Raw genomic sequence first — 15,024 nt, forward strand, 5'->3', positions numbered from 1 at the left:
ATTTCACTATAAGGAGGTCATTTAATGAAACAAGAAAAAAAGAACGATGTGGCTGTCCTGTTGGATTATGCAGGCAGCCGCAGAGGCCTGACCTTTTTAGGTCTGGCTCTATCGGCGTTGTCCATGCTTTTCAGCATGGCTCCCTACATCTGCATCTGGCTGACAGCCCGGAATTTAATTGCCGCAGCACCAGAGTGGACGCAGGCACAGAATATATCCAAATACGGCTGGATTGCTTTTGCTTTTGCGGTAGGCGGTATTATCCTGTATTTTGCAGGTCTGATGTGTACCCACCTAGCTGCTTTCCGCACAGCTTCCAACATACGAAAGCAAGGAGTTGCTCATATAATGAAGGCTCCGCTGGGTTTTTTTGATTCCAACGCTTCCGGTCTGATTCGCGGGCGGCTGGATGCTGCGGCAGCCGACACCGAAACATTGCTGGCACATAATCTGGCAGACATTGTAGGTACTATCGTGTTGTTTTTGTCGATGCTGGTTCTACTGTTTCTCTTTGATTGGCGCATGGGAGCAGCCTGCTTTTTGTCGGCGGTCATTTCAGTAATTGCCATGTTCTCCATGATGGGAGGTAAAAATGCCAAGCTGATGGCGGAATATCAGGCGGCTCAGGATCGCATGACGAAAGCGGGAACGGAATATGTAAGAGGGATTCCTGTAGTTAAAATATTCCAGCAGACGGTCTACTCGTTCAAGGCGTTTCAGGAGGCGATTGAAGATTACAGCAACAAAGCCGAACATTATCAGGCAGATGTATGCCGTGTTCCTCAGTCTGTCAATTTAACTTTTACCGAAGGAGCTTTTGTGTTTCTGGTTCCAGTGGCGCTGTTCCTTGCTCCAAGCGCACTGGCAAACGGCAGTTTTGCTGGATTTGTTTCTGATTTCGTTTTTTATGCCGTATTTTCAGCCATCATTTCTACTGCGCTTGCAAAAATAATGTTTGCTTCCTCCGGCATTATGCTGGCCAGTACCGCTTTGGGACGTATCAATCAGGTGATGGAGGCACCTACCCTGAAAGCACCCAGTCACCCGCAGACCCCTCGTAGTAATAAAGTAGAATTTAAGGATGTGAGTTTTACTTATAACGGAGCGGAAAGCCCTGCTCTCTCTCATGTGTCCTTCACAGCACAGCCAGGTCAGACCGTGGCTTTGGTGGGTCCGTCTGGCGGCGGAAAGACAACGGCAGCCAGCTTGATTCCACGTTTTTGGGATGCGACATCCGGTGTGGTGGAAGTCGGTGAAGTAAATGTTGCCCAGATTGATCCTCATGTCCTTATGGATCAGGTGGCTTTTGTATTCCAGAATAACCGTTTGTTCAAAGCCTCTATTTTGGAAAATGTCCGGGTCTCCCGCCCGAAAGCGACAAGAGAACAGGTGATGGCTGCGCTAATGGCTGCCCAGTGCAAGGATATTCTTGATAAACTGCCAGATGGTCTTGATACACAGATCGGCACCGAAGGAACCTATCTTTCTGGTGGTGAACAACAGCGCATCGCACTGGCCAGAGCCATTTTGAAGGATGCCCCCATTGTGGTTCTTGACGAGGCAACCGCTTTTGCCGATCCTGAGAATGAGGTGCTGATTCAGAAAGCCTTTGCTACACTGACAAAAGGCCGCACTGTTATTATGATCGCCCATCGTCTATCCACTGTTGTAGGCGCTGATAAGATTATCGTTCTTGAAGAAGGGCACATTGCCGAGCAGGGTACTCATGCGGAACTGACTGCTTCGGGCGGTCTGTATGCCCGGATGTGGACTGACTATAACAAGGCAGTTCAGTGGAAAATCACCAGCGAAAAGGAGGCTGAGTAAATGTTTGGAGAGAAGTTTCAGCGAAAATATGCCCTGACCGATCAGGGTGTCCGGAACACAAAGAAAGGCACATTCTGGACAGTGATCGTGAATCTGGTTGTTATGGGCGGCGTCAGCATTCTGTATCTGGTAATGTCTGGTTTTATGGGAATCTTGACAGAAGGAAGTCCGCTTCCCGGTTCAGTGCTTGTCATCGGGGCGTTGGTTCTCTTTATCCTCCTGTCCTTCGTGACCCATTTACAGCAATACAAAGCTACCTATGGGCTGGTATATAATGAGATCAAAACTACACGTCTCAGTCTGGCAGAACGGCTTCGTAAACTGCCTCTGGGGTATTTTGGCAAACGGGATTTAGCAGACTTAACCGAGACCATTATGGGAGACGTAAATCGGATGGAACATGTCTGGTCTCATGTGCTGGGGTATCTGTATGGCGCTTACATCTCTACAGCAATCATTGCCGTGTGCCTGTTTGTTTACGACTGGCGATTGGCGATTGCTTGTCTGTGGGGTGTACCGGTAGCTTTTGGTCTGCTGTTTGGCAGCCGTAAGATTGCTGCCTGCAATGCAGAACGGACGAAAAAAGCTGCTGTTCGGGTATCAGATGGTATTCAGGAAGCATTAGAAAATGTTAGAGAGATTCGTGCCACAAACCAGGAGGAACGGTATCTAAACGGACTGAATCAGAAAATTGACGAACATGAACGGGTTACGATTCAGGGTGAACTGGGAACTGGCCTTTTTGTAAATGCCGCGAGCGTTATCATGCGGCTGGGCGTGGCAACAACCATTCTTGTAGGTGCGAATTTGATATTGTCCGGTAGCATTGATTTCATGCTTTTGTTCCTGTTCCTGCTTGTTATTACCCGTGTCTATGCACCATTTGATCAAAGTCTTGCGCTTATTGCGGAAATGTTTGTTTCTCAGGTGTCGGCTGACCGTATGAATGAAATTTATGACACTCCCACAGCAGAAGGCGCGGAAAAATTTGAGCCAAAGGGGTATGATATTGTCTTTGAGCATGTGGGTTTTTCCTATGATGAGAAAGAAGTTTTGCATGATGTGAGTTTTACTGCTAAAGAGGGCGAAGTCACAGCGTTGGTAGGATCTTCCGGCTCCGGTAAAAGTACCTGCGCCCGGCTTGCTGCAAGGCTGTGGGACATTTCCAAAGGAGTGATCCGCGTAGGAGGTGTGGATATTTCTACCGTAGACCCAGAGGTACTGCTGCGGGATTATTCTATGGTGTTTCAGGATGTGGTGCTGTTCGATGATACAGTGATGGAAAATATTCGTCTTGGTAAGCGTGGCGCAACGGATGAAGAAGTGCGGGCTGCGGCCAAAGCGGCCAACTGCGATGAGTTTGTCCATCGGCTTCCCCAGGGCTACAACACCCCCATTGGAGAGAACGGAGCGAAGCTTTCTGGCGGTGAACGGCAGCGTATTTCTATTGCAAGAGCTTTGTTGAAAGACGCACCCATCGTCCTCCTTGACGAGGCAACTGCCAGTCTGGATGTGGAAAATGAAACAAAGGTTCAAGGGGCACTTTCCCGTCTGCTGGTCGGAAAGACAGTATTGGTGATCGCTCACCGGATGCGTACAGTGGAGGCAGCCGATAAAATTATTGTTCTGGCAGATGGCAGGGTGGCGGAAGAAGGAACGCCGGCAGAACTGATGAACAAAAACGGTCTTTACCATCGTATGGTGGATCTACAACGACAAAGCGCCGGGTGGAGATTAAATTAGGCGATTTAGCCTGAGAGTTCTTTAAAAGTTCTCTCAGGCTTTTTGTGTATAAGAAAGCTTAAGGTTCAAAAAACAGGTACGCTATGAAAGATAAATTTCTTTGATAGTGACCTGTTTTTTTAATTCATCACTTGACATTGTGGCAAAGAGAAGCTGGCGCAAGGCAAACTGGACGCTGACCGGGAGAACCGGGAACGCTGGGAGCGTGAAGGACGGATCGCTCCAACAAGAAAACAGGATATGGAATTGTGAGGCATCTGATTTTCTATGGAAACCGGATGCCTTTTGCATTGTTTGGAGGTAGAAGAAACGAATGTATTTGAAGCAGTAGAACAGTCTGTTACCACAAGGCAGGCTGCTTTGGTTTATGGAATTTCAGTAGGACGTAACGGGATGGCTTGCTGCCCGTTTCACGATGACCGGCATCCCAGTATGAAGGTGGACAGACGGTTACCATTGTTTTTGCCTGTCAGGCAGATGGAGATGTGATTGATTTCACTTCCCGCCTTTTTGGACTAAGCAGTAAAGAAGCTGCCTTAAAGCTGGCAGAGGACTTCTCGATCAGCTTTGACCGTAAAGGTCACAATCCGCCACAAAAAAGAATGATCAGTAGAAAAATCAGCGAGGAAATGCGATACCGGCAGGCGGAGCAGAAATGCTTTCGGGTACTGTGTGATTACCGGCATTTGTTGGAACGATGGAAAGAAGAATATGCGCCCAAACAGCCGGAGGACGGCTGGAGTCCTTTGTTTGTGGAGGCGCTGCACAGGCAGCCATATATCGAATATCTGCTGGATCTTCTTCTGTAAAATCTATGGTATGGCGCTGGATGGCTGGGACTGTATGCGGATCGCAAAACAGCTCATGGATGATAAAGTCCCGATCATCAGAGTAAAAAGCAATACAGAATGTGATGTAAATTACTATTCATGGGGAAGTGCAAGGATCAGCTATATCCTGCGAAATCCCTTTTATAAGGGCGCACATCTGGTCTGCCGGACACATCAGAAAGGGATTCGCTCCAACACCTATGACATTATCCCCCGTGAGGACTGGGAAATCATTGAGGATTGCCATGAAGCAATCATCTCCCCGGAAGAATGGGAGCAGGTGCAGGAAATCATTGACCGCAGACCAACTATTATGAAGGGCAACTCCTGCCCCTTTTATAACCTGTTCCACGGTATCATTTATTGTGCGACCTGCGGAAAGTCCATGCAGGTGCGGTATGAAAAGGTTGGCAGAACCGGAAAGAACCGTTTTACCGGCGAACAGCGGGAACCGATTGATAAGGCGTATTATATCTGCCAGACCTACAACAGGCTGGGCAAGAACGCCTGTACCAGCCACAAGATCGAAGCCAGAGATTTATATAACCTTGTGTTGAATGACATTCAGGAGCTGGCAAAGACTGCTCTCAAAGATGCCGACGCCTTTTATCAGCGGTTGAGCAGCCGGATGGAACGGCGGTATCTTCTGGATGCCTCCCAGACACAGAAGGAATGTCAACGACTGGAAAGCAGGAATCGTGAAATTGATGAGATGTTCCTGAACCTATATACCGATAAGGCAAAAGGAATCCTGACCGAGCAGCGTTTTATGAAGCTGACAGCAACATTGGAACAGGAGCAGGAAGCCAACCAGAATCGTCCGCAAGACCTGATGTTGATGATGCGCCACTCTGACGAACAGGAAAATGAAGTCCGCACCTTCATTAAAGAAATCCGGCGCTATGCAGCTATTGAAGAACTGGATGAAGCGGTGCTGAACCGGCTCATCGGCAAGATTCTGGTGGGAGAAGTCGAAAAGATTGACGGGCAGAAAGTGCAGGAAGTCCGAATCGTTTATAACTTTGTCGGGGAAATCCCGGTGGAAGGATAAGGAAACGCCGCAGGCGGTATGCGTTTTGGCATATCGCCTGATTTTATTTGTCTGAAAGATTAAGGGGAGGCAAAGACTGTTTCCTCAGTAAATCCTGCTTTACCTGCTGGTAGGTCAATGCGGGGATGGGAATACAGATCCCAGAGATCAATTCCACTTCAAAACGCCGGATTGCCACGATAAACAGCGTGTTTACCAGATAGCCACGGCGAAGCGGATAAAAGAAATCCGGCAGTTCCATTCCAATCTCCCCAATGGAGCTGTTGCAGGAGATCACTCTGTCAATACAGACGAACTCGGTTTTCCTGCGCTGGCTCTGTACATATAAAACCGTATTCGGATTGACAAAAATGGTCTGTGTCCCGCTGCGTACCGGCATACGCCGCCCGGAGGGACGATCCAAAAGCAGACTGCGGACAAACTGCATGGTATTCATATCTAAGTTCAGAATTCTGCTTTCACTGGGCTGCATATATTCATAGGTATTGTGCTGGTGTACCATTTTTAATTCCCCGCCGATGATACGGTAGCTGATTGTGAAACGGTTGATAATACGAAAAGACTTCTCCAAACTTTCCAAGAAAATCTGTCCGCACACCTGCACTGCATTGTCGCTCAAAGAAAGCGGGAAATATTCTTCCTGTATGATGTTGATGGCTTTCCCAGAAAAGCCTTTGAAATGTTCCCTGATTGCGTCGCCGCCAAATAGTAACGGCTCTCCCGTGCCGAGGTAAACGCTGTCCGGGCAGAGGTAGGAAAACCATTGCTCTAAGTCCCCCGCATAGTGGGCGTGGAACAATTCTTTTGTGAGTGCCGCTACTTCTTCCAACTCAATTTTTTTAACCGCCATTGACAAACCACCTTTGTGTATTTTCTTCTGTTTCCATTTTAGCAGAGGTCGGAGAAAAGGGCAAGGCGAAGCACACGATTCGTTACACCAAACACGTCATTGGTGCAGGGTTGTTTCATGAATGATTTTTTAAAAGATAAAAAGATCAGATATTATCGAGGGTTATGCATGTTATACAAAACATGTGTAACTCTCGACTTTTTGTTCTTGTAGAGGTATACTATCTATATAGTATAGGTGTATTCTACCTATATGGAAAGGAGGATGTTATGCCAGTAACTGAGAAAAAGTACCCGGATTGGGTTCAGAAGCATCGGACAAAAGGAACTACCGTGAAGAAAAGAGGCGATTCGTATTATCTCTATAAAAGAACATCCCGACGCGTGAAAGGAAAAAAGTATCCGCAGCCAGTAGATACTTATATCGGTGTGATTACTCCGGAAGGAGTGATACAAAGCAATAAAAGAAAAGTAGATTTAACAGATGCAGAAGTATGGGAATACGGATTTTCAAAAGCCGTCTGGGAGCTGTGTCCGGATGATTGGAAAAAACCGTTGGGGGATGACTGGCAGGATGTACTTTCCATTATTCTTCTAAAACAGTCCCCAACCTCTTATATCCAAAAAACACGGATGATGAAAAAAGAATCAGATTTCCGATATCAGTTTGCAGCCCAGACAGCGTCCCTGTCCCGCAGAATCTATAAAAAACGGGGCATTAGTCTGGAAGAATTACGTCAGTTAGGGACTATCTATTTAGTATGCCTGGATAAAACGGAAATCATTTCAAAAATTAATGAGGAACAGCAGGGACTTCTGGAGAAAATACAGGTGGCATTGGAAATGTGCTGAAAGGACGGTTCTGACAGAAAAGCTGATCCATTATTTCAGACAGATTCCGGATTATCGATGCGGCAGAGAGAAAAGACACGATCTTGCAGAAATGCTGGTATGTGTCACCCTCGGATTCCTTTGTGGCCGGACAACGATCCGCAGGAGCCTGAAATGGTGCAAAACCCATCTGGAAGAGCTGCGGAAACATATGAAATTAAAATACGGGATTGCCTCACCTTCCACCATTACCCGGATGCTGTGTGGCATTGATGAGGAATTAGCTTTGTATGCTTTTATGGAGTGGGTCGGCGAGATTGTGGACTCCAGGAATACCCATCTTGCTGTTGATGGGAAAGCCTTGTGTGGTGCAACGGAAAAAACGAAAGGTGAGACAACCCCGATGCTGCTGAATGTAGTAGAAACGGTTCGGGGACTGATGCTTGCACAGCTTCCGGTAGATTCAAAGACGAATGAGATTACGGTGATTCCTGAATTATTAAAGCTTCTGGATATCAGTGGGAGCATTGTAACGATTGATGCTGTTGGGACACAGACTGCAATCATGGAACAGATTCATGAACAGGGAGGACATTTTGCGCTGACAGTAAAGAAAAACCAGCCAGAGGCTTATGAGGAGATTCATACGTTCATGGATAAACTGGAGGCGGCAGATGTCCAAAGGAAAAAAGGCGAAGTTTTGGATTCTGGGATGAGGGAGTATCTTGAGAAATATGAAGAAATCATCCGGATAGAAAAAAACCGGGACAGAAATGAGTATAGGACTTGCCAGATATGTAAAGATGCCTCAAATCTGACCAAAAGCCAAAAAGAATGGCCGCACGTTCAAAGTATTGGGCGGATCAAGCAGGTAAGAATACCCAGCGAAAAAGACAGCCATGGGAATGATGTAACTCCATCAAAGGAAGAGTTTTTGGAAAAAGGCTCCAGAAGAGTCCCGGCTCCTTCTGCCGAAGAGGGGACTGGGAAAGATGTCCAGTGTACGGCACTGATATCAGACCTGATCCTTACGGCAGAGGAGTTGGGAAGCATAAAAAGAATGCACTGGTCAATAGAGAACCGGCTCCATCATGTGCTGGACGATACATTCAGGGAAGATCGTTCGCCAGCCAAAAAGTCCCGAAACAACCTGTCACTCATCAGAAAATACGCATACAACATCTTACGCCTGGCGATGTACGAGACAGGTCTGGCAGATATAATGACAGAAATGATGGACTGCTTTTGTGACAATGCCGCCTTGCGGGAACGGTATGTATTTCAAGGGATAGCCAGTCTGTATTGACTATATAGAAAGAATACCACTGAAAAAAAGTCCTGTAAAGGGATATAGAGTTAGTTTGCGCTTTTTTACAGGGCTAATTAATTGGAAACAAAATGAGAGATGTGATAACAAGATTGTAATAAGTTAGATCTGCTCATGGATAGTTCATGAAACAACCCTGTTCGCTTGCCGTCTACGCTTGAAACGATTCAGATATTTGTATATAATATTTGTACAGATTGTTACTCGTACGGAGGTGTTGACCATGCCAAAACCGAAATGGAACCTGAATACCATTTACATATCTGAGCGGCTGCAAGAGAGCCTGCGGCCGATTTCCCGCTGCGCTATGACGACCGTGGTCGCGCCCATGGGCTACGGAAAGACCACGGCGGTGAACTGGTATCTGGGTGAGCGCGCCAAGGCGGAAACCTTGAAAATCATCCGCATCAGCATATACTCCGGCAACCTCGCCATCTTCTGGAAAAGCGTACAGGAGGCGTTTGCCCACGCAGGTTTCCCCTTTCTGCGGGAATACCCCTGCCCCACGGACGCAGCGGGCGGCGGACTGCTGGTGGATGACCTCTGCCATGTGTTGGCGGGAGAAACATCCTGCTACATCTTCATTGACGATTTCCACCTGCTGACGGACAGACGCGCCTCGCTGTTTCTTTGTATGCTTGCAAACAGGCTGCCCATCAATGTGCATTTGATCGTCGCCAGCCGGGATCGTTTTCTGCCCGCTGCGGAGACGGTGCGGCTGGGAGCAAAGGTCTATCAGATCGGCACGGAGCAGCTGCGCCTGAACCACACGGAGCTCGCCGTCTATGCCCATCGCTGCGGAACAGCGCTTTCCGAAGCGCAGATCGAAAGCCTTCTCTATTCCAGCGAGGGTTGGTTCTCCGCCGTATATTTGAATCTGCGAACGCTCTCCGAGCGCGGCGTGCTACCCAGCCGCGATTCTGACATCTACGCCACCTTTACCGCCGCCATGATCGATCCCCTTCCGGAAAAACAGCGGGAGTTTCTCGCTGTCATGGGACTTGCTGATGAATTTACCGTTGAAATGGCGCAGTGCGTCACAGGCAACGGGGACGCGGGGCAAATTCTCTCTGTGCTGACGGAGCAGAACGCCTTTGTCACGCACCTGCCGGACGGTGTGACCTATCGCTTTCACCACATGATGAAGGAGTGCGCCGAATGTTGCTTCTTGGCAATGGAAGCTGAAACACAGCGGCTCTATTGGGAGCGCTTCGGCCTCTGGTATGAGCAGCACCGGCAGTATCTCCATGCCATTGCCGCTTACAGGAAGAGCGAGAATTACGACGCGCTGCTGCGCGTCATCCGCAGCGATGCGGGCATTTTGCTTGCGTCGCTGAAGCCCGAGGACGTACTCGACGCGCTGGAAAAATGCCCCGCCGAAACGCTCAAGGCCTATCCTTTCGCCATTCTGGTACTGATGCGCCGGATGTTCACATGGCGGCAAATCCCAAAAATGCTGGAGCTGAAGGCGCTGCTGCTAACGGCCATCGAGGAGCACCCGGAGCTGTCCGAAGAAGAACGCGGCAACCTGCTGGGCGAATGCGACCTCATTCTGAGTTTTCTCTGCTACAACGACATCAGCGCCATGAGCCGCCTGCACCGCAGCGCCAGCGTGCAGATGTCCCGCCCCGCCATCAGCATCCAGAATAGCGGTGGCTGGACTTTTGGCTCGCCGTCCGTTCTAATGATGTTCTACCGCGCACCGGGAGAACTCGAAAGCGAGCTTGCCGAGATGGACGAGTGTATGCCCCATTACTATAAGGTCACCAACCACCACGGGCAGGGCGCGGAGACCATCATGCGCGCCGAGGCGCTGTTCTGCCAGGGCCGCTTCACCGATGCGCACATCGAACTGGAGCGTGCCTATGCGCAGGTCAAAGACAACGGGCAGATCAACATGGCACTCTGCTGCGACTTTCTGTCGTGGCGGCTCTCGCTGCATACCGATGTGGAGCAGCGCTATACCTTTGAGGAGCGATACGCGGCGCTGCTGCGCTATCACGATGCCTCATGGATCAACCTTTGGAACGCCACCAGTGCCTATTACCATGCGCTGCGGGGTGAAACGGACAGTATCCCTGAAATCTTTTCGCAGCACCGGCTCTCTGATATCAATATGCTTGCGCCGGGTAAGCCTATGATGGAAATGATCGAAAACCAGGTGTATCTTGCCCAAGGTGCTTATGTCCGGGTGGTGGGGTATAGCGCAGAGCTGCTGCCGGTCTGCGAAGCCATGCACTATGCGCTGGTGGCGCTGCACCTACGCATCCAGACAGCGGTAGCCTATGAGAAATTGGGCAAGAGCGAGGAAGCCCACGCATGGCTGAGAAAGGCACTTTCCGACGCCGAACCGGACGGTCTTGTGATGCCGTTTGTAGAAAACTATGATATCCTGAAGCCTCTGTTGGAACGGGAGGTAAAAAATGACCTGCTCTCAAAAATCATTGAGCTTGGCGAAGCGGCAACGGCGCGAAACGCAGCCGGCACGCGCCCGGCAGCCTTCGACGTGCTGACACCGCGGGAATTTGAGATCGTGGAGCTGATGGCGCAGCGCCTCAGCAACCGCGAGATCGCGGAACAGCTCTTTCTCTCCGAGGGGAGCGTCAAGCAGTATGTCAACCAGATCTATTCCAAGCTTCATATCGAGGGCGACACCCGAACCAAACGAAAGCTGCTTGCCGAGCTGCTCAGATAAAAGACCTAACCTTTGGTTAATGGTTATCCCATAGGATCCACCGTACAATGTTTGTACGGTGGATTTTTATTTTTGCGGAAAGGAGGGCACGCACTTGAACCGAAGGTATCTCACATCTGTCACACCGCTGCCCAACCATGTTTTGCAGGTGGATTTTGTATCCGGCAGCCGGCTGCTGCTGGATATGAAGCCGTATCTTGATAAGATCCGGTTTCGCCCGCTTGCAGATGCGCGGGTGTGGAACAGCGCTGTGACCAACGGTATCTTTGTCCGCTTCGGCGATGTGGAGTTGAGCCATGATGAGATATTGGCCATGGCAGAACAGGAACATTGACACTGTTTATCTAAAAAAGGAGAAGAACACGATGAAATATTTAAAAAAACATCTGTCTCTTGCATTGGCGCTGGTGCTGTGCCTGAGCCTTGCCGCCTGCGGCAAGAGCAGCGAAGACTACGTTGAGAGCAACGAAGACTACGGCGATGACGGCAGCGACTACAATTTATACGGCGTTCCGGATTCCTTCGAGGGACTGGTCAAGGACTCCGAACAGATGGCGAACCTCTACCTCTACGGCGGCGCGTGGACGGGTGAGGACGGCGGCACGCTGGTCGCTGCCAACAACGATGAGGGTGACGAGGTGCGCTTTGCGCTGTACGATGCTGACGAAGACATGACCGCCAGCGGCTTCATCCAGTTCGTACCGGACTATGACTATGACTATTTCTATAACGAGCACGACGGCATGGCCTACCGCAGCTGGTTCGACGAGGACGGCGCCCTGCATGTAGCCGAGCTTGGCACCTTTACGCAGGTGACCGGCGATGCGCCGGGCGAGAACATCGGTGATGGCGATTACGGTTTCTTCGCCGGCGTATGGTATCAGGACGGTGACCCAGGCGCGGCCAGCATAATTGAATTCGACGCATCCGGAAGCTGGGAGCTGCTGGAGCGGCCCGGCGATGACGGGGACCCCACCATGGTAGACTGCGGCACCATAGAGGTGGATCAAGACGGTGCAGGACAGTATTTTGCCATTTCCACCATACATACGGATGTGGTCTACGACTTCACACTTGTCGGCGGCGACGTGATCTACTGGGGCGGCGAATATGACTACTATCAGAAGATAGAGTAAGCTCTGCAAAAAAAGGAGAGCGATATAAATGAAGAAGCTTTTTGCTCTTGTATGGACGCTTTTTATGTGTCTGAGCCTTGCCGCTTGCGGCAACACCGAATCTGACGATACGCAAAGCGGCTATGAAACCGTCATGGATATGGAATTTCTCGACGGGATGTGGAGCATCGACGGCACCGCGAAGTTATACTTTGACAGTACGGAGGGCTTTTACGCCTACCGCACTCGCTGGGGACTCGGCGGGCGCGGAGAATTCGAACTGTCCGAGGCGAGCGGTCGGCCGATGATCTTCTTCAACGGTCTTCTCTACAACTTCCTCCTGCGCGACGACGGCGTGTTGCTGCCAAACCGGAACGGCGAGGGCAGCGGACTCACCATCCATCGAAACACCTTCCTCCACGACGACGAGGCGGAGATCGTCGAATGGGACATAAGCAACTGGGACGGCATGTGGCAAAATGCCCTGGGCGAGACCATCGTCATCAACTCGTCCCTCATGCAGTACATCGCCTGCTCGCCGGACTATTCCATGAGTGGCACCATGAACGACGAGGGCGAGGGTATGGGCCTCTATCTTTACGACAACGGGACGCGCGCCTACCTCTGCCCCGGTGACGACGGCAACAGCTTCACCCTCTCCGCCGAACGCTTCGGCCGCTACGGGGACGATCAGCATTTTGATGGCGTCTTTTACCGCAATGCCGACTTCTACGCCTACACGGATATGGAAAACGCGGAGTTTTATGAAGACGAATACTCCACCTTCTATATCTGGTACTACGACGGCGTGAACCGTTACCTTTTGGGCAACGATTACACCATCGGCGAAGACGGCCTTGCCTACCACGACGAAGACGGCCTCATCTATCCCGCAGGCTGGATTCCCGAAGAACCATATGATCCCGCTGTTGACTGGGGCGCAAACTGGATGGATAGTTGGGACATCTGAAGCCCCGCGGAAGAAGGAGGAAAATGAAATGAGACAACGAAGACACCTTTTGATGTTCGCCCTTGCGCTGCTCTGTCTGAGCTTTGCCGCCTGCGGTGCAAAGCAGTATCCCATGCAGATCACCGTGGTAAACCGCAGCACATATCCCATCACGGATCTCCGCATCAGTCTTATCTCGGAGGAGGACTGGGGCGAAAACCGCCTGGAGACCACGCTGGAGGAAGGCGAAAGCGCTGGGATCGACCTGGGCGAGTACACGGAAGAACAGCTGAACGCAGGCTTCCACCTTCAATTCTACGGGGAGGACGGCCAGCCTGTCAACCCGGACTACGATCCCAGTTCCCCTACCTTTTTTGAAAACGGCGATTTCCTCATTTTCTCGCCGCCGGATCTAAGCATCGCCCTCTTCCTGGACACCGCTTACGACCCGGAGACCTACGACCAGAAGATCGTGGAGCTATACGCTGCGGACGGCGACGGCCGGGGTGATGTGATCTCACAGAACGGCATCCCGGTTTTGATGGGCGGCGCACTACCCTTTACCAATATGCAGAACCTGCTCTCTGAGAATCATGACAACGGCACCTACCGCTATGAGGACATCACCGAGGATGGGCAGCTCCTTGTGGTCAACGCAGCGGAGCAAAGCTGTTTTGTTCCGGATGTGCAGGAACTGGACGATTATCTGACGGCCTGCGCTCTGTCTTTAAGTGATACGGATACCTATGAGCTGTTGTCCGCCGAAGAAAATGAGGAATACAGCAAAAATTTAAGCTATCCGGTTTACATCGTAACCTATACTGCCGGCGAGAACGAAGACACCCGGGAATGGACCGTATTTGCCATGGACACCGACGTTTGTACCTATCTTTACGGCTTCTGCGCGCTCCCCGATGCTGCGGCGGATATGAGTGAGATCTATCAAAATATTTTTTCGCAGCTGTCTTTGAGCGATGAAGAATAAGAGGAGGAATATCACATGAAGAGAAAAAAGCCATATCTTCTGGCAGGACTGGTATTGCTGCTTTCCCTGCTGTGTACAGCCTGTGGCAATACGGAAGAAGCGATTTCCCCACAGGACGACCCCAACGAGGGGCTGGGCGGCGGAGTCAGCGAGGACACCGTCAACGACTTCAGCGGCTTCGAGGGTATCTGGCTGGGCGAAGCGAACAACGACTACGACTCTATGGAGTTCGATGCCGAGGGCAACTGGACCCTCTACCTCAGCGGCGAAGTGATGGATGACGGTTACCTCCGCTATGAGCCGGAGTGGGAGGCTATCTATGCCTACAGCAACCTGGACGATTCCGGCAGCCGCATCGACATGGAGGACGGCCAGCTCTACAGCGCCGCTTACGGCTACTTCAACTACGGCGAAGGGATGGAGTACCTCTGGCATGAAGACGACGAGCCTGATCCCTCGGGGGACGATGTGTCCGACTGGAACGGCCGTTTAGACGGAAACCCGGACTCCTACTGGAGCTGGGATTCCGACCTCTGCCAGCGGAATGTCTCGGAATTCAAGGGCATTTGGTACTATGACGGCGACCTCTCGGCTGAGACCTATATCGTCATCGACGGTAATGGGAACTGGAGCTATTACCAGCGCGCTCCCGGCGCTGAGGCCGCGGAAATGGACTACGGCACATTCTCCTACTCCACGGACGAGGTGAGCACTTATTACGCCGATTCCACCCTGTATGACGGTGTGTCGTACCGGGTTTTTGAGTTTGACGAGGATGCTCTGGTCTGGGGCGATGAGGGTGTTTACTACCTGATGGAGTGA

At 50.7% G+C, this 15,024-nt stretch carries 11 protein-coding genes and 2 pseudogenes; 12 read left to right on the plus strand and 1 reads right to left on the minus strand.

Translation table 11 applies throughout. The annotated features are described in order from the left end of the window. Positions 1-24 precede the first annotated feature (24 nt). From CGC65_RS00855 to CGC65_RS00870, 4 genes and pseudogenes are all read left to right on the plus strand, one after another. A complete protein-coding gene (locus CGC65_RS00855; RefSeq protein WP_007037923.1) occupies positions 25-1,827 on the plus strand; it encodes an ABC transporter ATP-binding protein in 1,803 nt (600 codons plus the stop codon). After that, complete coding sequence (locus CGC65_RS00860) at positions 1,828-3,570, plus strand: ABC transporter ATP-binding protein (RefSeq protein WP_007037922.1); 1,743 nt, start codon at positions 1,828-1,830, stop codon at positions 3,568-3,570. Positions 3,571-3,837: 267 nt separating this feature from the next. After that, positions 3,838-4,376, plus strand: a pseudogene (locus CGC65_RS32365) (CHC2 zinc finger domain-containing protein); the annotation flags it as partial. A gap of 1 nt (position 4,377) precedes the next feature. Continuing rightward, positions 4,378-5,451 (plus strand): annotated as a pseudogene (locus CGC65_RS00870) (DUF4368 domain-containing protein); the annotation flags it as partial. Positions 5,452-5,494: 43 nt separating this feature from the next. On the opposite strand, the gene CGC65_RS00875 reads toward CGC65_RS00870, so the two are convergent. Then, positions 5,495-6,301 (minus strand): LytTR family transcriptional regulator, encoded by an 807-nt coding sequence (locus CGC65_RS00875; RefSeq protein ID WP_007037917.1) that lies wholly within the window; start codon positions 6,299-6,301, stop codon positions 5,495-5,497. Between the two features lie 269 nt (positions 6,302-6,570). Here CGC65_RS00875 and CGC65_RS00880 point away from each other — a divergent pair, with 269 nt between their 5' ends. The 8 genes from CGC65_RS00880 to CGC65_RS00915 all read left to right on the plus strand — a co-directional run bounded on the left by CGC65_RS00880 (position 6,571) and on the right by CGC65_RS00915 (position 15,024). Then, complete coding sequence (locus CGC65_RS00880; protein WP_039897536.1) at positions 6,571-7,152, plus strand: hypothetical protein; 582 nt, start codon at positions 6,571-6,573, stop codon at positions 7,150-7,152. Between the two features lie 25 nt (positions 7,153-7,177). After that, positions 7,178-8,437 (plus strand): ISAs1 family transposase, encoded by a 1,260-nt coding sequence (locus CGC65_RS00885; RefSeq protein ID WP_235622269.1) that lies wholly within the window; start codon positions 7,178-7,180, stop codon positions 8,435-8,437. A 244-nt stretch (positions 8,438-8,681) separates the two neighbouring features. Continuing rightward, a complete protein-coding gene (locus CGC65_RS00890; protein ID WP_007037914.1) occupies positions 8,682-11,153 on the plus strand; it encodes a winged helix-turn-helix domain-containing protein in 2,472 nt (823 codons plus the stop codon). A 94-nt stretch (positions 11,154-11,247) separates the two neighbouring features. Next, positions 11,248-11,487 (plus strand): DUF2442 domain-containing protein, encoded by a 240-nt coding sequence (locus tag CGC65_RS00895; protein WP_007037913.1) that lies wholly within the window; start codon positions 11,248-11,250, stop codon positions 11,485-11,487. A gap of 31 nt (positions 11,488-11,518) precedes the next feature. Further along, a complete protein-coding gene (locus tag CGC65_RS00900; RefSeq protein ID WP_039897534.1) occupies positions 11,519-12,289 on the plus strand; it encodes a hypothetical protein in 771 nt (256 codons plus the stop codon). A 28-nt stretch (positions 12,290-12,317) separates the two neighbouring features. Continuing rightward, on the plus strand, positions 12,318-13,238 hold the full coding sequence (locus CGC65_RS00905; RefSeq protein WP_007037910.1) for an LptM family lipoprotein: 921 nt from the start codon (positions 12,318-12,320) through the stop codon (positions 13,236-13,238). A gap of 28 nt (positions 13,239-13,266) precedes the next feature. Continuing rightward, positions 13,267-14,202, plus strand: a complete 936-nt coding sequence (locus CGC65_RS00910) for a hypothetical protein (RefSeq protein WP_144233044.1) — start codon at positions 13,267-13,269, stop codon at positions 14,200-14,202. A 15-nt stretch (positions 14,203-14,217) separates the two neighbouring features. Further along, on the plus strand, positions 14,218-15,024 hold the full coding sequence (locus CGC65_RS00915; protein WP_007037907.1) for a hypothetical protein: 807 nt from the start codon (positions 14,218-14,220) through the stop codon (positions 15,022-15,024).

Source organism: Enterocloster bolteae, from assembly GCF_002234575.2.
GTDB lineage: Bacteria > Bacillota > Clostridia > Lachnospirales > Lachnospiraceae > Enterocloster > Enterocloster bolteae.

Bases quoted from the DNA above. Each gene is read 5' to 3' on its own strand.
- CGC65_RS00875 (WP_007037917.1), bottom strand. From the start codon at position 6,301: ATGGCGGTTAAAAAAATTGAGTTGGAAGAAGTAGCGGCACTCACAAAA.
- CGC65_RS00905 (WP_007037910.1), top strand. From the start codon at position 12,318: ATGAAGAAGCTTTTTGCTCTTGTATGGACGCTTTTTATGTGTCTGAGC.
- CGC65_RS00860 (WP_007037922.1), top strand. From the start codon at position 1,828: ATGTTTGGAGAGAAGTTTCAGCGAAAATATGCCCTGACCGATCAGGGT.
- CGC65_RS00900 (WP_039897534.1), top strand. From the start codon at position 11,519: ATGAAATATTTAAAAAAACATCTGTCTCTTGCATTGGCGCTGGTGCTG.
- CGC65_RS00910 (WP_144233044.1), top strand. From the start codon at position 13,267: ATGAGACAACGAAGACACCTTTTGATGTTCGCCCTTGCGCTGCTCTGT.
- CGC65_RS00880 (WP_039897536.1), top strand. From the start codon at position 6,571: ATGCCAGTAACTGAGAAAAAGTACCCGGATTGGGTTCAGAAGCATCGG.
- CGC65_RS00915 (WP_007037907.1), top strand. From the start codon at position 14,218: ATGAAGAGAAAAAAGCCATATCTTCTGGCAGGACTGGTATTGCTGCTT.
- CGC65_RS00855 (WP_007037923.1), top strand. From the start codon at position 25: ATGAAACAAGAAAAAAAGAACGATGTGGCTGTCCTGTTGGATTATGCA.
- CGC65_RS00890 (WP_007037914.1), top strand. From the start codon at position 8,682: ATGCCAAAACCGAAATGGAACCTGAATACCATTTACATATCTGAGCGG.